Genomic DNA, 18,955 nt, shown 5'->3' with positions numbered 1-18,955 from the left:
GGATTACGACTTGGCTTTGTAGGCTTCCAACTGGCCGAAACCGGTCGGCGAAGTTTTGCTCATCGTCGTGACGCAGGTGCCCTTGGGGACGTATTTCCAGGCATTGGCCTGATAGTCGGTCTTTGCCGTGCCGGCGCAAGTAGTACCAGCACCTGCGGCGCAATCATTCTTGCCTTTCATGGCCACGCCGAAGCATTTTTCCATGTTGTCGTCAGCGGCATGGGCAGTGGACACAGCGGCGATGCTCAGGGCAGAACCGAGGGCCAGCACCAGGGCGGTGGCGGACAGGGTGCGGGTGGTAGCAGTCATGATGTTTCTCCGAAATTGAGCTTGGGTTGGCAAGCGTTTGTGCTTGCTTACTGCTCTAGAGAAACGACAGGACGATGCGTTACAGGCCACCCATAAAATTTTTTGCCGATAAGGTCGTCAGGCAATGCTGAGTTTATTGACGCTGGTGATCTGACCATTCCAGATCATCTCGTAGTGGGCTGTTTGAGTGATCGATGAGAGAGGGCTGGGAGTCATCAATGCCCAGCAGTGGCTCCCCTGCATGCGCACGGAGTTGTACCGCAGACCAGGGATTCCGGCATCCTTGATGGCCTTTCCCAAGCGATGGGAGTGCGTGTAATCGACAGGATCGTAGATTGGATCGTCCATCGCGATGGACACGGCGTCCCGCATGGCTTCGTCAACGAAAATGCAGGATAACCCGCGGAAAACAAACCTCTCGTAATTGAGCCCCTGGACTTTCGACCAATACTGGTTCTGATGATGACGCACCTCGGCCAGTGCGGTGTCCATCGAAGCCGCCAGGTACAACACGCCGAAACTGCCATCGCTGAAGCGCGAACCTGCTGGGTTGATGTGGGTGAAAGGAGCGATTGCGTAAGAGCACCCGGGGATGCCGAAGGGAATTTGCGCACGCGGTATCAGCTCAAGCCGGCCGACTTCATTTTGCAGCCTCGGATTGGTGAGGGCCTGGATCTGATACAGCACATCAAATTCGTCCGCGTTTGCCACGTCGTCAAACAGTGCAATGGGCGGAAATTTCGAATTGATCAATCGGTAGGCCTGTAACTGTTCACCGGCCAATATGGCCAGCTGGCTCACCGTTACCATTGTGCGCCTCGCAGCATGTCGATCCGTCGAAACGTCTCGTACAGGGAAATCATATCGCCTTGGGACATGATTTCGAGGGGGCTACGCCCGTTGAAGAACTCGTTCTCGTTCGCCATTGCCGCAAAACCATAGACGTTTTCAGGGTTGTCGAAGACAAGGCGCAGGGTGGCATGGATGTTGAGAATAAAACTGATGCGCTGCATCTGGTCCGAATCCAGGCTGACGGACCAATCGGGATCGCGCTGCTTTGCCCGGGAATAGGTACTGCGGGAAATGCGCAAGATACGACAGGCCTGATCGCTCGACGCTTGCCACTTTTCGAGTATGCCTACAGCCGCTCGCAAACCCGTCACGCACTGGTCTTTGCTGAAGGCTTGTGCCTGGGAGGTTGCTGTCATGGCGATCACTTGTATTGGTCTGTAGATGCAAATATATGAATAATGTATCTGTAGGGCAAGCTTGTATTGTGAATATGCAGCTCCTACGGGGATTTTCATTGTGTGGGGTTGTAGCAGGCATAAAAAAACGGCCTGCGAAGGCCGTTTTTTGTTTACCGCAATGGCTTAACCACCGAGGTACGCTTCGCGCACTTTCGGGTCGGTCAGCAGCGCTTCACCTGTTCCTGTCATCACCACCCGGCCGTTTTCCAGCACATAGGCCCGGTCAGCGATTTTCAGTGCCTGGTTGGCGTTTTGCTCCACCAGAAACACCGTCACGCCGTCCTTGCGCAGCTGCTCGATAATATCGAAGATCTGCTGGATGATGATCGGTGCCAGACCCAGCGATGGCTCGTCGAGCAGCAACAGCTTGGGCTTGCTCATCAGCGCACGGCCGATGGCGAGCATTTGCTGTTCGCCGCCCGACATGGTGCCGCCGCGTTGGGCGAAGCGTTCTTTCAGGCGTGGGAAAAGTCCGAGGACCTTGTCCATCTGTTCCTGATAATCGCCCTTGTCGGTGAAAAATCCCCCCATGGCGAGGTTCTCTTCCACGGTCAGGCGGGCAAACACCCGACGACCTTCCGGGACCACGGCGATGCTCTTGCGCATGATCTGCGACGAGTCCTGGCCAACGAGCTCCTCGCCCATGTAGCGGATGCTGCCGCTGTGGGCTTGCGGCGAACCGCAGAGAGTCATCAGCAGGGTCGACTTGCCCGCACCGTTGGCGCCGATCAGGGTCACGATCTCGCCCTGGCGAACTTCGACGTTGACGCTGTGCAGCGCCTGGATCTTGCCGTAGAAGGTGGAAACGTTTTCGAACTGCAGCATTTACGCTTCCCCCAGGTAGGCTTTGATCACTTCAGGATTGTCACGGATCTGTTCCGGCGTGCCGTCGGCCAGGGGCGTGCCCTGGTTGATCACGACGATGTGGTCGGAAATGCTCATGACCAGTTTCATGTCGTGTTCGATCAGCAGTACGGTGACGTTGTGCTCTTCACGCAGCACACTGATCAGCGCCTTCAGATCTTCGGTTTCCTTCGGGTTCAGGCCGGCGGCCGGTTCGTCGAGCATGAGGATCCGCGGACGGGTCATCATGCAACGGGCGATTTCCAGACGACGTTGCTGGCCGTAAGCCAGGGTGCCGGCCGGACGGTTGGCGAATTCCTTGAGATTAACCTTTTCCAGCCAGTACTCGGCGAACTCCATGGCTTCGCGTTCGCTTTTGCGAAAGCCCGGCGTCTTGAACAGACCGGCCAGGAAGTTGGTATTCAGGTGACGGTGCTGGGCAATCAAGAGGTTCTCGACCGCGGTCATGTCCTTGAACAGCCGCACGTTCTGGAAAGTCCGCACCACGCCTTTGAGAGCGATCTTGTGGCCGGGCAGGCCCTCAATGGGCTCGCCGTCCAGCAGGATGCTGCCGCCGCTCGGTTTGTAGAAACCGGTCAGGCAGTTGAACACCGTGGTCTTGCCGGCGCCGTTGGGGCCGATCAGTGCCACCACCTGTTTTTCTTTCACGCTCAGGGCGACGCCGTTGACCGCCAGCAAGCCGCCGAAGCGCATGCTCAGATTTTCGACTTTAAGGATCTCGCGGCTCATTTGCGCAGCTCCATGTGAGGACGTTGCATGGGCAGCAGACCCTGAGGACGCCAGATCATCATCAGCACCATCAAGGCGCCGAACATCAACATGCGGTATTCACTGAATTCACGCATCATTTCCGGCAACAGGATCATCACTGTGGCGGCAAGTACGACGCCCAGTTGCGAGCCCATGCCGCCCAGCACCACGATGGCGAGGATGGTCGCCGACTCGATGAAGGTGAAGGACTCCGGTGTCACCAGGCCTTGGCGCGCGGCGAAGAAGCTGCCGGCGAAACCGGCGAACGCAGCACCGAGGGTAAAGGCCGATAGCTTGATGACCGTAGGATTGAGACCCAGCGCACGGCAGGCGATTTCGTCTTCACGCAGCGCTTCCCAGGCACGGCCCAGAGGCATGCGCAGCAAACGGTTGATGACGAACAGCGCGAACAGCGCCAGGAACAACGCCACCAGGTAAAGGAAGATCACCTTGTTGATCGAGTTGTACGGCAGGCCGAAGTATTCGTGGAACGTCTGCAGGCCTTCGGCAGCTTTGCGTTCGAAGGTCAGGCCGAAGAACGTCGGTTTCTCGATGTTGCTGATACCGTTCGGGCCGCCGGTGAGGTCGGTCAGGTTACGCAGGAACAGACGGATGATTTCACCGAAACCAAGCGTCACGATTGCCAGGTAGTCACCGCGCAAACGCAGCACCGGGAAACCGAGCAGGAAGCCGAAGGTGGCCGCCATCATCCCGGCGATCGGCAGGCAGATCCAGAAGCTCAGGCCGTAGTAATGCGACAACAGCGCATAACTGTAGGCGCCGACGGCATAGAAACCGACGTAGCCCAGGTCGAGCAAGCCGGCCAGGCCGACCACGATGTTCAGGCCCAGGCCGAGCATCACGTAGATCAGCACCAGCGTGGCGATGTCCACCGCCCCGCGAGAGCCGAAGAACGGCCAGACCAGAGCACCAATGATCAACGCGATGATGATCCAGCGTTGGGTCGTCGGCAGGGTCAGGAAGTTACTGGCTTTGGCCGGGATCACCGGCAAGTTGGGCGAAGCTTTCCAGGCCGAACTGATCTGCTGGTCGAACAGCACCCGCAGGAACATCAGCACCGAGCACACGGCGATGGTGATCAGCGTGGAAGTGCTAGTGCCATGGACTTCGAGGTTGATGCCGACAATGGTCAGTTTCAGACCCAGTACCGGGTAGGCAACCGCCCACACCAGCAAGGCGCTGAACAACGCCTGTTTAAGATTCCTAGTCATACTTTCTCAACCTCCGGACGGCCCAGCAGGCCGGTTGGCCGGAACAACAACACCAGAACCAGCAGACCGAACGCCACGACGTCCTTGTACTGGTCGCCGAAGATATCGGCACCAAAGGCTTCCGCCACCCCAAGCACCAGCCCGCCGAGCATCGCGCCGGGAATGCTGCCGATACCGCCCAGTACCGCTGCGGTGAAGGCCTTGAGGCCGACCAGGAAACCGGCGTTCGGGTTGATCACGCCGTATTGCATGCTCAGCAGCACGGCCGCGATGGCCGCCAGGGCGGCACCGATGACGAAGGTCAGGGCGATGATGTTGTTGGTGTTGATGCCCAAGAGGTTGGCCATCTTGATGTCTTCGGCACAGGCGCGGCAGGCGCGGCCCAGGCGAGAACGGGAGATGAACAGCGTCAGGCCGAGCATGGCGACCAACGTCACCACGAACACCACGATTTGCATGTAGGAAATCAGCACTTCATGTGCGCCACCTGGCCCGATGGCGAAGTTGCCGGGGATCAGGTTGGAGATGGATTTGTCCTTGGAGTCTTGCGACAGCAGAACCGTGTTCTGCAGGAAGATCGACATGCCGATGGCGGAAATCAGCGGGATCAGACGGTTGCTGCCGCGTAGCGGGCGGTAGGCGATCCGTTCGATGCTGTAACCATAGGCACTGGTCACGACGATGGTCGCGATGAAAGCCGCGGTCATCAACAGCGGGACACTGTCGAGTCCCAGCATGGCCAGCCCGGCGATGGCGATGAACGCCACGTAAGAGCCGATCATGTACACCTCGCCGTGGGCGAAGTTGATCATTCCAATGATGCCGTAAACCATCGTATAGCCGATGGCGATCAGGGCATACGTGCTGCCAACGGTCAGACCGTTAACCAGCTGTTGGAAGAAATGATAAATGTCAGGCATTACAGCGCTCCTAAAAACCTGATACGCATTTCACTGGTGGAGTCATTTTCCCGCTCGAGCCCCGTGGATCTGCATCCACTTCGAATTCGAGGTTTGCCAGCGAACCGCTGATGACGGTTTTGAGATTTTCAGGTGGGAAGACCGGCGGATCACGCCAGCGCAGCCCAATACGTTCGTAAAATAAAGCCCACGGCACGCCGTGGGCTTTATTGGCAGTCAGTCAGGCCAGGCCTTACTGAGGCGAAACTTCAGTTTTAGGTTTGCCGAAGTGCCACTGGTAAACCACGAATTTGAAGTCCTTCAGGTCGCCCTTCTCGTCGAAAGACAGGTCGCCAGTCGGGGTTTTGAACGTGCCTTTGTGGATAGCTTCAGCCACTTTGGTGGTGTCTTCGCTCTTGGCGGCCTTGATGCCTTCGGCGATGACTTGCACAGCCGAGTAGGCCGGGAACACGAACGGACCGCTCGGGTCTTCTTTCTTGGCTTTGAACGCATCAGCCAGGGCGATGTTGGCCGGATCCTGGTCGAAGGACTTCGGCAGGGTCACCAGCAGGCCTTCGGAAGCTTCCTTGGCAATCTGCGAAATGGAGTCGTTACCCACGCCTTCCGGACCCATGAACTTGGCTTTCAGGCCTTTTTCCTGGGATTGACGCAGGATCAGACCCAGCTCTGGGTGGTAGCCGCCGTAGTAGACGAAGTCGACGTTGGCTTGCTTGAGCTTGGAGACCATCGAAGAGAAGTCTTTGTCGCCGGCGTTGATGCCTTCGAACACGGCAACCTTGACGCCTTTCTTCTCGAGGGTGGTTTTAACGGCGCTGGCGATGCCTTCACCGTATTGCTGTTTGTCGTGCAACACAGCAACGATTTTCGGTTTGACGTGATCGGCGATGTAGTTACCGGCGGCAGGGCCCTGGGCGCTGTCCAGGCCGATAGTACGGAAGATCATCTTGTAGCCGCGAGTGGTGATGTCCGGGCTGGTGGCAGCCGGAGTGATCATGATCACGCCTTCGTCTTCGTAGATGTCGGACGCCGGTTGAGTGGAGCTGGAGCACAGGTGACCCACCACGAACTTGACGCCGTCGTTGACGACTTTGTTCGCAACAGCAACCGCCTGTTTTGGATCGCAGGCATCGTCGTATTCAACGGCTTCGAGCTTCTTGCCGTCGACGCCGCCCTTGGCGTTGATTTGTTCGATGGCCATTTTCGAGCCACTGAACTGCATGTCGCCGTATTGGGCTACAGGGCCGGTTTTAGGGCCGGCGATGCCGATCTTGATGGTGTCAGCGGCGAACGAATGGCTGGCAACCCCGGCCAGAACCATAGCGGCAAACAGTTTTGAAATCTGCTTAGTAGCCTTAGTCATAGTGCTCCACTCTTACTGTTGTAGTTTTTATAGTCCTGGCGCCGTAGCAGCAGAACCGGGTCAGATATCGTTGATATCCTCCGGAAAATGCCCCCGGCAACTGTACCGGTACAGTGTAGAGCGCCGATTGTCAGCCTGGGAAGGCAGCGCCGGGGGGCAAAACCTGAGGGTGTCGCTTTATTGAAAGAAAAAGACAGAATCACGGCGGGATGTTAGCTGGCTACTACTTGAATTCAGCTGCATTCCTTGGCTTTCCTACGTTTTTCAATCGGTAACGCAATTGCATCCGGGTTTTTCTGGCGCATGACCGACGTTATCATTCACGTCGATTTTTCTTTGCGGACACGAACCCATGATTCAAGAACCTAGCACCCTCTATGCCAAGCTGCTTGGTGAGACCGCATCTATTACCTGGAAAGAGTTGGAGCCATTCTTCGCCAAGGGTGCCCTATTGTGGGTCGATTCCGGCCTGGATTTGATCGCGGTGGCAGAGGCGGTAGCAACCGATGAAGGCGAGAAAGTCGCTGCCTGGCTGGCCGCCGACAAGGTCGCCAAGCTGTCTGAAACGCGGGCGCTGGATATTTTCGAGCGCGATCCCGAGCTGTGGGCCGTGGTCGTTTCACCGTGGATTCTGATCCAGGAAAGGGCGACGAGTTGAACGTTTGCACTTAATTGGTGCGCTACGTTGCCGGTTAAAAGTGTGTAGCCGCGTAGCGTGGTGGCATGTTGCCGTAGAGAAAGGCCACAGAAGGGTCTTGGCGAGGGTGACGTAAACGTAACGGGAACAGTTTATTGAGCAGCCGACGGGCTGCTTAATTGTGATCGTTCCCACGCTCCGCGTGGGAATGCAGCCCGGGACGCTCTGCGTCCCAAAACGGACGCAGAGCGTCCATTGAGGCATTCCCACGCAGAGCGTGGGAACGATCGACAGTAGGTGAGTTAAGCCGTCTTGCCGGTATGGTTATTCAGCGAAATAACCTTGGTCTTGCCAATCCGGTGACGATAGATCTCACGCAAATATTTGATCGACTTCTTCACGCAATCCCGGGACAAGCGAATGTCATTGATCGAGACAAACTTGTCCCTGTCGTTGATCAGTTCGCGGTACTTCTTCTCGTACATCGGTTTGATCGCGTACCAGTTGGTATCGAGGATTTTCGCCGGGTTTTCGAATTCGTTGAGCAACTCGTCGATACGGTCTTCGTCGAAGTCTTCACTGATGATGAAGTCCAGGATCGAGTTGTCCAGCGTCTCGTCGAAGCGGTAGGGGTTTTTCGCAAAGCAGCGCTTGATGAAGGCCACGATCAGGGTCAGGAAGTCGTCCGACAGGCATGGGCTCTTGGCGATCAGCGTGGTCAGCGACAAATTGGCCGAGGCGCCGATTACCAACGCGTAACGCTTGAGCGTGGTGTTGGGGAACAGGCTGTTGAGGTGGGTCTTCAACCGGTTCAGGTCCATGTAGGACAGCTTGTAGTCCTTGGGCAAGGACACAATGGACACCACCGACGAACAATTCTTGAAGAAGTGCAGGTCGTGCAACGCGGCGGCGTCATAGCCCGAATTCTTGTACTGCTCAAGCGAGGCGCGATAGCGCTTGGACTCGATCGGCAACAGGCTGATGCCTTCGATCGCCTGCGTGACCTTGTTGAAGTGCGGCAGGTCGATGGAGCGGAAGAACAGGTCGTCGATGTTCAGGCGTTGCGGTTCTTTTTCGAACACCTTGAACTTGTCGCTGCTCGGCGGCGGGGTTTCTGGCACGACGGATTCGGCGTAAGCAATTGCCACAGGGCCGGCCAGGCTCATGAACAGGTCGTTGGCGTCCAGGCGAATGGTTTCACCGATGTCGATGCCGGCACGACGGAAATAGTTCTGGTCGTAGTCGGTAGTGACCGCCTGCGCCGTCAGAATGTTGAAGATCTGTTGTGAGATGTACTGGTTGGCGTGCTTTTCCATGGCATTGACATCAATGTTCTGGATGTTGCCGTCATCGCTTTCTTCGGCATAACGCATGATGTCGTTGGAGATCAGCATCATCGCGTTCCATGGGCGGATACGGCCCATGACGCTGGCTTCGCTGCTGTCTTCGTTGGCGAAGTTGTAGGAGAAGTCCCACTCTTCCGACAGGTATTTGCACAGCAGGCGACCGGCATTGATGTGCAGCGCCTCGGACATTTCGCTGCGGTGATCGGAGATGTTCGGCAACACGCAAATGCCACTGGTGAAGATCGGCTCGAAGACGAAGGAATGACCGCTTTTGCTGTCGTGTTCGTCCATCGGCTTGGTGTCGAACGTCTTGTTCATGTACGAGTGCTGCTGGGCCAGGCCGAACTCCGAGGCCATGCCCGAACCGGTACCGCCGCCGGCACTGAAGATCGAGAAATACAGGCGCGACTGATTCGCCTTGATCCCGCAGCTGTCGATCAGGTAGGAATGAATCATCTTCCAGTCAGGGCTGGAGAACCGCTGGGTATCCTTGTTCAGGATGATCTTGGCCAGGTACTGGCCGAGGATCGGCGCGTTACCGGCGCCACCGGCGTGGACTTCCGACAAATCCATGATCTTCATTTTGCTGTAATCGCGCAGAAAGCCGCTTTTTTCGCCCTTGCGCGAGAAACGGATGCGGCCGGCGATGTCCTTGTCCAGGTCGCCGAGCATCACCAGCGGCTCGACCAGAAACACCGGTTTGCTGGCCTTGTTCGACCCCAGGCGCAGGTTGTTTCGTATCCATTGCGCCGGGCTGTAGCCCTTTTCGGCGTAGCGTTTGTCTGGCGAGAGGCGATCTTCGTTGTTGAATTCGTTGAGGTAGAACTTACGGGCGTTGTACACCAGTTCCGCTACGTCCAGCGCGATGTTCGAACCACAGCGACCCAGGCCGATCAGGCACACCGACGGGAATTCCTGATCGCTGTGTTGTTCGTTGTCGCCTTCCAGATGGGGCGGGCGCGGGAATACCATGTCGCGCAGGCCGTCGAGGTTGTCGAGGATGCGGTCGGTATTGGTTTCGGTGAAGTACAGGTATTGCTGGGTCGCCAGCGGACGCGACGGGGTCAATGGCTTCGACGAGGAGGGGCTGTTCGCCGCGGGGCTCAGGGTCAGGTCGGATATCGCGGTTGCCGGATTATTTTTAGAAGTCATTGTGCGCCATATACCTGGACTGGTCGGCTCGGCGACAAGTGTCATCGAGTCATCACGGAATGAGATCTCGCGTCTTTGTTCAGCGCGAATGTGGCCCAAGCGTCAGGGTCTTGGACCTGTGCATCGCTCGGGGGAATCCTTTCCTTGGTCATGCTGGATCGGCCAATATTCGATGATCTTTAATCAAAAGGAGGCTAAATGATGGCAACGTTGCCAGCGCTGGGGTTTGCCGGAATCGGTTTGATGGGCTTGCCAATGTGCCGACGCCTGTTGGCGGCGGGTTATCCGCTGACGGTGTGGAACCGTAACCCTGACAAGTGCGCCGCGCTGGTCGAGGCCGGCGCGCGGCAAGTGGCGACACCGGCCCAATTGTGCTCACACGCTGATGTGGTGATGCTGTGTCTGGCCGACACCGCTGTCGTACAGGAAGTGATGTTTGGCGCGGCAGGCGTTGCCGAGGGGGCGAAAAGCGGCCAGCTACTGGTGGATTTTTCCAGCCTGGAACCCACGGCGACGCGGGAAATGGCGAATGCACTGGCCAGTAAAACCGGCATGAGTTGGCTCGATGCGCCGGTCTCCGGTGGAGTGGTCGGTGCCCAGGCCGGCAGCCTGGCGATCATGGTCGGTGGCGAGGCGGCTGACCTTGAGCGCGTGCGCCCGGTGTTGCTGACCCTGGGCCAGCGCGTGACTCACATGGGCGCTGTCGGTGCGGGGCAGGTGACCAAGGCCTGCAATCAGATGATCGTGGCGTGCAATGCCCTGGTCATTGCCGAAGTGGTGGCCTTGGCCGAGCGTTCCGGCGTCGACGCCGGGCTGATCGCCGAGGCGCTCGCCGGTGGTTTCGCCGATTCAAAACCGCTGCAGATTCTTGCGCCGCAAATGGCCGACAGCCATTTCGAACCGGTGAAATGGCACGTACGCACGCTGCTCAAGGATCTGGACACTGCCGTGAAATTTTCCCGTGAACAGGGTTCGGCCACACCGATCAGCGGATTGGCCGCACAACTGATGCGCCTCCATGGGGGCCAGGGTTACCTGGAAAAGGATCCGTCGACGCTAGTGCAGTTGTACCGTGAGCCAAGCTCAAAGGATTGACGGTGTGCATGTGCTTGCGCTGATTGATTTCGGCCAGCACTGGACGCAACTCGGCCAGCGGCACCGGACGGCTGAGCAGGTAGCCCTGAACGAAATCGCAGCCATGGCGTTCGAGAAAGTCGTATTGCTCCAGGGTTTCGACGCCTTCGGTGACGACCTGTAAATGCAGGGTATGCGCCATGACGATAATGGCCTGGACGATTTCCATGTCCTGGGTAGCCTTGGGGATGTCCTGAATGAACGAGCGGTCGATCTTCAATGTGTTTAATGGCAGGCGCTTGAGGTAGGCCAGGGATGAATAGCCGGTGCCGAAGTCATCGATCGACAACGAGACCCCGAGGGCGCGAATCTGGCGCAGCAACACCAGGGTGTTGCTGATATTGCCCATCAGCGCATTCTCGGTCACTTCCAGTTCAAGGCGCTGTGGTGTTACCCCGAAGGCGTGCAGGGCGTGTTCGATTTCGTCGGCCAGTTCTTCTCGCGCCAGGTTCAAGGGTGAGCAATTCACTGCAATTTTGAGTTCTTCGCAATCGGGATGGGACAGCTCGCTCAAGTCCTCGCAAGCCTTGCGCAGCACCCAGTTGTCCAGTTCGCCGATCAGGCCGTTGGCTTCGGCAATGGTGATGAACCGGTCCGGTGTGAGCAACCCGTGAACCGGATGTTGCCAGCGAATCAGCGCTTCAAGTTTGCTGACCTGGCCGATTCTCAGGTCATAAATCGGTTGGTAATACAGCATCAAGCCGATGTTTTCGCGCAGGGCATACCGCAGTTCTTCTTCAAGTTGTAACTCCAGGGTGGCGCGGGTTTTCAGGTTCGCACTGAAAAAATGCAGGGCGTTACGACCGCCATCCTTGGACTGGTAAAGCGCCAGGTCGGCGTTTTTCAGCAGTTCTTCGCACGTCTTGCCGTCTTCGGGAAACAGGCTGATGCCGATGCTGGTGGTCATGACCATGCGCCGTCCCGACAATTCGATGGGTTCCTTCATTTTCAGCATGATGCGCTGGGCCATCTGCCGCGCTTCTTCACGGTCATACAAGGTGATGAGGATGCAGAATTCATCGCCACCGAAACGCGCCACCACGTCTTCATGACTGCGCACTGCAGTCTTGATATGGCCGGCCAGAACTTTAAGCAATTCGTCACCGGCGTCATGGCCGAGGCTGTCATTGATCCGCTTGAAATGGTCGATGTCGAGGAACATCACCGCCAGCATGCCGCCTTCATTGGTTTTCTGGATGAGTTTCTCGGCGAAGATCTGATTGAAGCCTCGTCGGTTGATCAGGCTGGTCAAGGGGTCGTAATGCGCCACCTGTTGCAGCGACAGGCGTGCCTGATCCAGTTGACTGAGCAGGGCGTTGACCCGTTGCAGGTCATGCTCTTTGTGTTGCAGCTTCTTGTCGGCCCATGCAGCGGTAATGACGCTGCCGATGATCAGCAGCGTCATTACCGCCACCGTCAGACCCAGTTGCATGTGATTGTTGTCGCCGGGCAGCGGCCCGAGGCTGCCGGCGGGCAGCACGAGGCTGAACGCCGCCATGCCGGTGAAATGCATGCTTACGATGCCAGCCCCGAGCACCAGGCTGGCGGTGTATTTGAGCAATTGATGAAACACGCCGGCGCCATCGCGCAAGTGACTGGAAATCAACAGCGCCGCCAGGCTGGCACCGATGGCGATCACAATGGAGAGCGCGAACAGAACGGGTTGGTAGTAAGCCATCGCATTCGATCGCAGAGCGGCCATGCCCACGTAATGCATGGTTGCGATGCCCAGGCCGATCCACACGGCGGCCTGCAAGTATTGCCAGAAATTGAGCTGAGGATGACTGAGGGTATGCATGGCCAGCCATGCGGCGATCAGGACGAACAACAGCGAGAGCAGGACAGTGGGTAAGTGGTAATGGATTTCGATTGGCGCCTGGAACGCCAGCATGCTGATGAAATGCATGGCCGAGATACCGACCGCCAGACACCCGGCACCGACCCAGCGCCAAAGTCGCTGGGTGGCGGGTTTTTCCACTTGGCCGACCCGCTCGGTCATGCCCAGTGTGGCGAAACCGGTCGCGCAAGCCACTAGATAGGCCAGCAAGACCAAAAACGGGTTATGGGTGCAATCGAGTATGACCTGCCCCTTCTCTGGTAGCCCGGTCATGAAATGCAAACCAAGCCACTCCATAGCATGTCCCGTCTCTGAATTCCCTGGCCTGCGCCGTGCACGCTGGCGAATGCTTGCAGTATAGAGGCCTTGAAAGGAGCGCAAGCGGTGATGGCACCTTAGTCCCAATGTTTTTGGAATGGCATTTAGAACGATTGGAAATAAATTGTTTCATGGCTCGCAATGGCTGCCATGGATGGGTATCAGCATTACGAATAATTACAGACAGTTCGGGTGCGCCTGACTAGATTGACGGTTCCGGGCTCGAATGCGCTGGCAGTGAAGCCCCAATAACAATAAAGAGACGGACCCATGCAGAACTCGACCCAAGCGGCGAATGCCTGGCGCATTCTGTTCCTGCTGTTCCTGGCCAACCTGTTTAACTTCTTCGATCGCACCATCCCGGCCATCATCATCGAGCCGATCCGCATGGAATGGCGCCTCAGTGATTTTCAACTGGGGATCATCGGCACCGCATTCACCATCGTTTACGCCATTGCCGGCTTGCCCCTTGGCCGATTGGCCGATACCGGTTCGCGCAGCAAGTTGATGGGCTGGGGCCTGGCAACCTGGAGCGGGCTGACGGCGGTCAACGGGCTGGTGGGCAGTTTCTGGAGTTTCCTGATCGTGCGCATGGGCATCGGCATCGGTGAAGCCAGTTACGCACCCGCCGCCAATTCACTGATCGGCGATTTGTTCCCGGCTCATCGTCGGGCTCGGGCCATGGGCATTTTCATGCTGGGGTTGCCGTTGGGGTTGCTGCTGGCGTTCTTCACCATCGGCTGGATGGTCAAGGCGTTCGACAGCTGGCGCGCGCCGTTCTTTATCGCGGCGGTACCGGGGCTGATCCTGGCGGTGTTCATGTTCTTCATCAAAGAGCCCAAGCGCGGCGCGGCGGAAAACGTGCAAGTGTCTCAGGAACGCGTGGACCGGCCGATCCGTCGAGTGCTGGCGGTGCCGACTTTCCTGTGGCTGGTCATGGCGGGGCTGTGTTTCAACTTCGCGACTTATGCCTGCAACTCGTTTCTGGTGCCGATGCTGCAGCGATATTTTCTGATGCCATTGCAGGACGCAGCCGTGGCGACCGGGGTGATCGTTGGGGTAACCGGGCTGTTCGGCCTGACGCTCGGCGGCTGGATTGCTGACAAGATTCACCAGCGCGTAGCCAATGGTCGGCTGCTGTTCGCGGCGTTCAGCCTGATCATTTCGACCGTATGCACCGCTTGGGCGCTGCACGCCGGACGCATCGAGATCGGCGTATTTGTCGCGGTATTCAGCCTGGGTTGGCTGTTTGCCTACAACTTCTATACCTGCGTGTACACGGCGATCCAGGACGTGGTCGAACCGCGCCTGCGCGCTACGGCCATGGCGTTGTTCTTCGCCGGTCTGTATTTGCTGGGCGGCGGATTGGGGCCGGTGGTGGTCGGCGGTTTGTCCGATCACTTCGCCCATAGTGCGATGCTTTCGGCGGGTGCCGAACAGATGACCGAGGCGTACAAGGCGGTGGGTTTGCATGACGCGATGTACCTGATCCCGGTGGCGCTGTTCTTCACCATGGTGTTTCTGTTTTTGGCCTCGCGGTGTTTTGTACGCGATGCCAAGCGGATGAAGGAAGGGTTGGTGGCGGTGGTTGAGCCTGCGGGTCCTGCGGTGACTGCCTAATCGCCATCGCGGGCAAGCCCGCGATGAGGCCGTCAAGAACACCACAACAATCAAGCAGACAAAAAAAGGCCCGCATCGCTGCGGGCCTTGTTTTTAGTGGTGGAGCAGCAGGGACTTAACCCGCCACCAACACCCGAATCGCTTCCAGTCGCAGCGCCGCTTTGTCGAGCATGGCCAGGCCTTGCTCACGTTGTTTGCGCAGGGCAACCAGTTCGCTGTCGCGCACGGTCGGGTTGATTGCTTGCAAGGCGGTCAGGCGTGCCAGTTCTTCGTCGGTATCCGCCGCCAGGCGACGTTGCGCCTCGGCCACACGCTCGGCATGACGCGGGGTGATTTTCTCTTCGCCGGCGTTGATCCGTGGCGTCAGCTGGTCGCGCTGGGCCTGGATGAACTTGTTGGCGCTGGCGCGGGGTACACTTTCCAGTTGATCGTTCAGGGTTTCGAACGACACTCGCGTCGACAGATCGTTGCCGTTGGCGTCGAGCAGGCAGCGCAGGGCCGCCGGTGGCAGATAACGGCCCAACTGCAGCGAGCGCGGGGCAACCACTTCACTGACGTAGAGCAGTTCCAGCAACACGGTGCCCGGTTTCAGCGCCTTGTTCTTGATCAGTGCCACGGCGGTGTTGCCCATCGAGCCGGACAGGACCAGGTCCATGCCGCCTTGAACCATCGGGTGTTCCCAGGTGATGAATTGCATGTCTTCGCGAGACAGCGCCTGGTTGCGGTCATAGGTGATGGTCACGCCTTCGTCGTCGCCCAACGGGAAGCTGGCGTCGAGCATTTTTTCGCTTGGCTTGAGGATCAGTGCGTTTTCCGAATGGTCCTCGCTGTCGATGCCAAAAGCGTCGAACAGGGTTTCCATATAGATCGGCAAGGCGAACTGATCGTCTTGTTCGAGGATGGCCTCGACCAGCGCTTCACCTTCGCCGGCGCCGCCGGAATTGAGCTCCAGCAAGCGGTCGCGACCGGTGTGCAGTTCAGCTTCCAGACGCTCGCGTTCGGCGCGGGCTTCGTCGATCAGCGCTTGCCACTCGCCGTCGTCGGCGGTTTCCAGCAGCGGCAACAGGCGCGGGCCGAACTGATGCTGCAAGGCGTTGCCGGTCGGGCAAGTATTGAGGAATGCGTTCAGCGCTTCGTGGTACCACTGGTACAGCCGCTCTTGCGGACTGGTTTCCAGGTACGGCACGTGCAGTTCGATGATGTGCTTCTGACCGATCCGGTCGAGACGACCGATACGCTGCTCCAGCAGGTCCGGGTGCGACGGCAGATCGAACAGCACCAGATGGTGCGAGAACTGGAAGTTGCGACCTTCACTGCCGATTTCCGAGCAGATCAGCACCTGAGCACCGAATTCTTCGTCGGCGAAGTAGGCGGCGGCGCGGTCACGCTCGAGGATGTTCATGCCTTCGTGGAAGACCGTGGCCGGAATGCCGGAACGCACGCGCAGGGCGTCTTCCAGGTCCATGGCGGTTTCGGCATGGGCGCAGATCACCAGCACTTTGGTGCGCTTGAGCATTTTCAGGGTGTCGATCAGCCACTCGACACGTGGGTCGAATTTCCACCAGCGCTCTTCTTCGTTGGCGTCCGGCTGGGCCTGGAAGCTGACTTCCGGGTACAGCTCGGCATGATCGCCCAATGGTAGTTCAAGGTATTCGGCCGGGCAGGGCAGCGGGTACGGGTGCAGTTTGCGCTCCGGGAAGCCCTGCACGGCGGCGCGGGTATTACGGAACAGCACGCGGCCGGTGCCGTGACGGTCCAGCAATTCGCGGACCAGACGGGCGCTGGCTTCGATATCGCCATCGTTGACGGCGGCTAGCAGGGCTTCGCCTTCGTTGCCGAGGAAACCGTGGATGGTCTTGTGCGCTTCAGGCGACAGGCGCCCCTTGTCCAGCAGCTCCTGAACGGCTTCGGCCACCGGGCGATAGTTTTCGCTCTCGGCGCGGAAGGCGTGCAAGTCATGGAAACGGTTCGGATCGAGCAGGCGCAAACGCGCAAAGTGACTGTCCTGACCCAGTTGTTCCGGGGTCGCGGTCAGCAGCAACACACCAGGAATGACTTCGGCCAGTTGCTCCACCAGCGAATACTGAGGGCTGACCTGGTCTTCATGCCACACCAGGTGGTGCGCTTCGTCGACCACCAGCAAATCCCAGCCGGCGGCGAACAACGCGTCCTGGGCTTTCTCGTCATCTACCAGCCATTCGAGCGCAACCAGTGCGAGCTGGGTGTCTTCGAACGGGTTGGCGGCATCGCTTTCGATGAAGCGTTCTTCGTCGAACAGCGCGACTTGCAGGTTGAAGCGGCGGCGCATCTCCACCAGCCATTGGTGCTGGAGGTTTTCCGGTACCAGGATCAATACGCGACTGGCGCGGCCCGAGAGCAGTTGGCGATGAATCACCAGACCGGCCTCGATGGTTTTGCCCAGGCCCACTTCGTCTGCCAGCAGAACCCGCGGCGCAATGCGGTCGGCGACTTCACGGGCAATGTGCAACTGGTGCGCGATCGGTTGCGCACGCGCGCCACCCAAGCCCCAAAGGGCGGATTGCAACTGGCGGCTGGTATGTTCCAGGGTGTGATAACGCAGGGAGAACCAGGCCAGCGGATCGATCTGGCCGGCGAACAGACGGTCACTGGCCAGACGGAATTGAATGAAATTCGACAGTTGGGTTTCCGGCAGGGTGACCACTTCGTTCTGCGCGTTGAGGCCGTGGTAGACCAGCAGGCCATCGACATCGTCGACTTCCTGGACGGTCAGTTTCCAGCCTTCGAAGTGAGTGATGCTGTCACCCGGCGAAAACCGCACGCGGGTGAGGGGCGCATTCCTTAGCGCGTACTGGCGAGTGTCGCCAGTGGCCGGATAGAGCACGGTCAACAAGCGGCCGTCCTGTGCCAGAACGGTGCCCAAACCCAGCTCGGCTTCGCTGTCACTGATCCAGCGTTGCCCCGGTTGATACTGCTGCGCCATGCTGCCTGACTCCCACCTTGAAAAAGCGGGCTATCTTAACGGAATGAGCCTTCAGGGCCAAAGGATTACATGCGCGCGCCGACGGAGGATGCGAACTTTTCAGACGCTGAAGATCAAAAGATCGCAGGCTGCGCCAGCTCCTGCGGTGCCAGGCTTGATCACAAGTTTGTGACCGATGGCTCAAGTCGCCATTGCGGCAGCCGACAGCTTGCTGACAGGAGATTAATAATATGCTGCCACCGATGCTTCCCTTGAGCGCCGTACCGATCACGTCACAGCAGGATCCGGTTCGCCAGCGCCCGGATATCCCGCCCGTGGTGCCGGTGCAGGAAAGCTCCAACGAAAGCACCATCGACCTGCAAAAGCGCGATCCGGAGGAGGCAGGCCTGCAGCTGCGCGAGGAACAGCGTCGGCAACAGGAACGGGAGCGCCGCCGTCGTGAGGCTGATGAAGATCCTGAAGAGCACCTGGCGATTCCCGGTAATGAGCTCAATGCCGACAACACCGTACCGGTGGTGCCGTTGATGGAGGATCAGCCGCGTCAGGGGTTGTGGGTCGATATCGAAATCTGAATGCCGGATTACTGGTCAGCGCACTCGCCAGACCGCATTATTGGCGTAATCCTGTCGCCTTTATCGGCAGTTGAATTCATTTCCAAGCGATGCACTGAACGCCATGAGCCAAGATGACAAGCTGATTGACCTCAATACCGAACGCGCCAAGCGGGTTCATGACCTTAATGAAAAGCGCTTGAACGAAGTGCGCCAGGCGTTCGAGCAGGCGATGCCGTTGGGCAAAGCGAAGAAAAAGCCGAAGAACAAACCGAAAAAGCGTTGAAACACCCTGCATCGATTGATGCAGGTCAGTTATTCCCCTTCCTTTTACGCCCTTGTAGGGCGGCATTGATCCCGGTCAATTTTCTCTCCTGCCTGATTGGTTAACTTAGCGCCATCGCAACAGGGCAAGTGCAGGAGGCCAGTCATGTTTTTTGACAACGTGGTGATCGCCGGAGTGCTGACTGTCGGCCTCATGGTTCTGTTTTTTGCAGGGTTTGGATTTTTTATCTGGAAGGATTCGCACAAGCGGAAAAAACCGTAGGGTCTTTCTGGAGCAATGAGCACGCAAGGCATTTTGGGCGACTTCGGTCGCCCTTTTTTTTGTCCGCAGTTCGATCGTTCCCACGCTCTGCGTGGGAATGCCTCAAGGGACGCTCCGCGTTCCAGCTCTCGAAAGGGACGCGGAGCGTCCCGGGCTGCATTCCCAC

General features: G+C 58.2%; 17 protein-coding genes. 6 read left to right on the top strand and 11 right to left on the bottom strand.

What is annotated here, in order from left to right; all coding sequences use genetic code 11:
• Window positions 1-3: 3 nt before the first annotated feature.
• The 8 genes from BZL43_RS11345 to BZL43_RS11310 all read right to left on the bottom strand — a co-directional run bounded on the left by BZL43_RS11345 (window position 4) and on the right by BZL43_RS11310 (window position 6,685).
• Window positions 4-309 (bottom strand): DUF2282 domain-containing protein, encoded by a 306-nt coding sequence (locus BZL43_RS11345; RefSeq protein WP_095632391.1) that lies wholly within the window; start codon window positions 307-309, stop codon window positions 4-6.
• Window positions 310-426: 117 nt separating this feature from the next.
• Window positions 427-1,119 (bottom strand): RES family NAD+ phosphorylase, encoded by a 693-nt coding sequence (locus tag BZL43_RS11340; protein WP_095632390.1) that lies wholly within the window; start codon window positions 1,117-1,119, stop codon window positions 427-429.
• The gene (locus tag BZL43_RS11335; protein WP_063342700.1) at window positions 1,113-1,517 is read right to left on the bottom strand and encodes an antitoxin Xre-like helix-turn-helix domain-containing protein; all 405 of its coding nucleotides are present in this window, start codon (window positions 1,515-1,517) and stop codon (window positions 1,113-1,115) included. Before BZL43_RS11335 ends, BZL43_RS11340 begins: the two co-directional genes overlap by 7 nt.
• 165 nt (window positions 1,518-1,682) lie before the next feature.
• The gene (locus BZL43_RS11330; RefSeq protein ID WP_030128348.1) at window positions 1,683-2,384 is read right to left on the bottom strand and encodes an ABC transporter ATP-binding protein; all 702 of its coding nucleotides are present in this window, start codon (window positions 2,382-2,384) and stop codon (window positions 1,683-1,685) included.
• Window positions 2,385-3,152: a high-affinity branched-chain amino acid ABC transporter ATP-binding protein LivG gene (gene livG, locus BZL43_RS11325; RefSeq protein WP_060541115.1), complete on the bottom strand. Its 768-nt coding sequence runs from the start codon at window positions 3,150-3,152 to the stop codon at window positions 2,385-2,387.
• The gene (locus BZL43_RS11320; RefSeq protein WP_095632389.1) at window positions 3,149-4,405 is read right to left on the bottom strand and encodes a high-affinity branched-chain amino acid ABC transporter permease LivM; all 1,257 of its coding nucleotides are present in this window, start codon (window positions 4,403-4,405) and stop codon (window positions 3,149-3,151) included. The genes livG and BZL43_RS11320 overlap by 4 nt, the downstream gene beginning before the upstream one ends.
• Window positions 4,402-5,325, bottom strand: coding sequence for a high-affinity branched-chain amino acid ABC transporter permease LivH (livH, locus tag BZL43_RS11315; protein ID WP_095632388.1), 924 nt, complete (start codon window positions 5,323-5,325; stop codon window positions 4,402-4,404). Before livH ends, BZL43_RS11320 begins: the two co-directional genes overlap by 4 nt.
• A 232-nt stretch (window positions 5,326-5,557) precedes the next feature.
• Complete coding sequence (locus tag BZL43_RS11310) at window positions 5,558-6,685, bottom strand: branched-chain amino acid ABC transporter substrate-binding protein (protein ID WP_095632387.1); 1,128 nt, start codon at window positions 6,683-6,685, stop codon at window positions 5,558-5,560.
• A 352-nt stretch (window positions 6,686-7,037) separates the two neighbouring features.
• Here BZL43_RS11310 and BZL43_RS11305 point away from each other — a divergent pair, with 352 nt between their 5' ends.
• Window positions 7,038-7,343 carry a DUF2288 domain-containing protein gene (locus BZL43_RS11305; protein ID WP_095632386.1) on the top strand — a complete coding sequence of 102 codons (306 nt, stop codon included), beginning with the start codon at window positions 7,038-7,040 and terminating at the stop codon, window positions 7,341-7,343.
• A 281-nt stretch (window positions 7,344-7,624) separates the two neighbouring features.
• On the opposite strand, the gene BZL43_RS11300 is transcribed toward BZL43_RS11305, so the two are convergent.
• On the bottom strand, window positions 7,625-9,820 hold the full coding sequence (locus BZL43_RS11300) for a hypothetical protein (RefSeq protein ID WP_095632385.1): 2,196 nt from the start codon (window positions 9,818-9,820) through the stop codon (window positions 7,625-7,627).
• 198 nt (window positions 9,821-10,018) lie between these two features.
• Here BZL43_RS11300 and BZL43_RS11295 point away from each other — a divergent pair, with 198 nt between their 5' ends.
• On the top strand, window positions 10,019-10,915 hold the full coding sequence (locus tag BZL43_RS11295) for an NAD(P)-dependent oxidoreductase (RefSeq protein WP_177409324.1): 897 nt from the start codon (window positions 10,019-10,021) through the stop codon (window positions 10,913-10,915).
• Here the strand turns inward: BZL43_RS11295 and BZL43_RS11290 are convergent.
• A complete protein-coding gene (locus BZL43_RS11290) occupies window positions 10,806-13,088 on the bottom strand; it encodes a bifunctional diguanylate cyclase/phosphodiesterase (protein ID WP_095632384.1) in 2,283 nt (760 codons plus the stop codon). The two genes, BZL43_RS11295 and BZL43_RS11290, sit on opposite strands and share 110 nt — an antisense overlap.
• A gap of 291 nt (window positions 13,089-13,379) precedes the next feature.
• Between BZL43_RS11290 and BZL43_RS11285 the strand changes: the two genes are divergently transcribed.
• The gene (locus tag BZL43_RS11285) at window positions 13,380-14,729 is read left to right on the top strand and encodes an MFS transporter (RefSeq protein WP_095632383.1); all 1,350 of its coding nucleotides are present in this window, start codon (window positions 13,380-13,382) and stop codon (window positions 14,727-14,729) included.
• Window positions 14,730-14,844: 115 nt separating this feature from the next.
• Here the strand turns inward: BZL43_RS11285 and rapA are convergent, their stop codons facing one another.
• Window positions 14,845-17,691, bottom strand: a complete 2,847-nt coding sequence (gene rapA, locus BZL43_RS11280) for an RNA polymerase-associated protein RapA (RefSeq protein WP_095632382.1) — start codon at window positions 17,689-17,691, stop codon at window positions 14,845-14,847.
• 230 nt (window positions 17,692-17,921) lie between these two features.
• Here rapA and BZL43_RS11275 point away from each other — a divergent pair, with 230 nt between their 5' ends.
• The 3 genes from BZL43_RS11275 (at window position 17,922) to ccoM (ending at window position 18,789) form a co-directional block, all read left to right on the top strand.
• A complete protein-coding gene (locus tag BZL43_RS11275) occupies window positions 17,922-18,263 on the top strand; it encodes an aspartate-semialdehyde dehydrogenase (RefSeq protein WP_095632381.1) in 342 nt (113 codons plus the stop codon).
• Window positions 18,264-18,366: 103 nt separating this feature from the next.
• Window positions 18,367-18,528 carry a hypothetical protein gene (locus BZL43_RS28280; protein WP_007906621.1) on the top strand — a complete coding sequence of 54 codons (162 nt, stop codon included), beginning with the start codon at window positions 18,367-18,369 and terminating at the stop codon, window positions 18,526-18,528.
• Window positions 18,529-18,672: 144 nt separating this feature from the next.
• A complete protein-coding gene (gene ccoM / locus BZL43_RS28725) occupies window positions 18,673-18,789 on the top strand; it encodes a cytochrome c oxidase subunit CcoM (RefSeq protein WP_007906619.1) in 117 nt (38 codons plus the stop codon).
• Window positions 18,790-18,955: the final 166 nt, after the last annotated feature.

The organism is Pseudomonas sp. PICF141, assembly GCF_002286815.1.
Taxonomy (GTDB): domain Bacteria; phylum Pseudomonadota; class Gammaproteobacteria; order Pseudomonadales; family Pseudomonadaceae; genus Aquipseudomonas.
This window is presented reverse-complemented; position numbering and strand designations above follow the sequence as displayed.

Coding starts and splice junctions, on each gene's coding strand:
- BZL43_RS11345 (WP_095632391.1), bottom strand. CDS start 309: ATGACTGCTACCACCCGCACCCTGTCCGCCACCGCCCTGGTGCTGGCC.
- BZL43_RS11340 (WP_095632390.1), bottom strand. CDS start 1,119: ATGGTAACGGTGAGCCAGCTGGCCATATTGGCCGGTGAACAGTTACAG.
- BZL43_RS11335 (WP_063342700.1), bottom strand. CDS start 1,517: ATGACAGCAACCTCCCAGGCACAAGCCTTCAGCAAAGACCAGTGCGTG.
- BZL43_RS11330 (WP_030128348.1), bottom strand. CDS start 2,384: ATGCTGCAGTTCGAAAACGTTTCCACCTTCTACGGCAAGATCCAGGCG.
- livG (WP_060541115.1), bottom strand. CDS start 3,152: ATGAGCCGCGAGATCCTTAAAGTCGAAAATCTGAGCATGCGCTTCGGC.
- BZL43_RS11320 (WP_095632389.1), bottom strand. CDS start 4,405: ATGACTAGGAATCTTAAACAGGCGTTGTTCAGCGCCTTGCTGGTGTGG.
- livH (WP_095632388.1), bottom strand. CDS start 5,325: ATGCCTGACATTTATCATTTCTTCCAACAGCTGGTTAACGGTCTGACC.
- BZL43_RS11310 (WP_095632387.1), bottom strand. CDS start 6,685: ATGACTAAGGCTACTAAGCAGATTTCAAAACTGTTTGCCGCTATGGTT.
- BZL43_RS11305 (WP_095632386.1), top strand. CDS start 7,038: ATGATTCAAGAACCTAGCACCCTCTATGCCAAGCTGCTTGGTGAGACC.
- BZL43_RS11300 (WP_095632385.1), bottom strand. CDS start 9,820: ATGACTTCTAAAAATAATCCGGCAACCGCGATATCCGACCTGACCCTG.
- BZL43_RS11295 (WP_177409324.1), top strand. CDS start 10,019: ATGATGGCAACGTTGCCAGCGCTGGGGTTTGCCGGAATCGGTTTGATG.
- BZL43_RS11290 (WP_095632384.1), bottom strand. CDS start 13,088: ATGGAGTGGCTTGGTTTGCATTTCATGACCGGGCTACCAGAGAAGGGG.
- BZL43_RS11285 (WP_095632383.1), top strand. CDS start 13,380: ATGCAGAACTCGACCCAAGCGGCGAATGCCTGGCGCATTCTGTTCCTG.
- rapA (WP_095632382.1), bottom strand. CDS start 17,691: ATGGCGCAGCAGTATCAACCGGGGCAACGCTGGATCAGTGACAGCGAA.
- BZL43_RS11275 (WP_095632381.1), top strand. CDS start 17,922: ATGCTGCCACCGATGCTTCCCTTGAGCGCCGTACCGATCACGTCACAG.
- BZL43_RS28280 (WP_007906621.1), top strand. CDS start 18,367: ATGAGCCAAGATGACAAGCTGATTGACCTCAATACCGAACGCGCCAAG.
- ccoM (WP_007906619.1), top strand. CDS start 18,673: ATGTTTTTTGACAACGTGGTGATCGCCGGAGTGCTGACTGTCGGCCTC.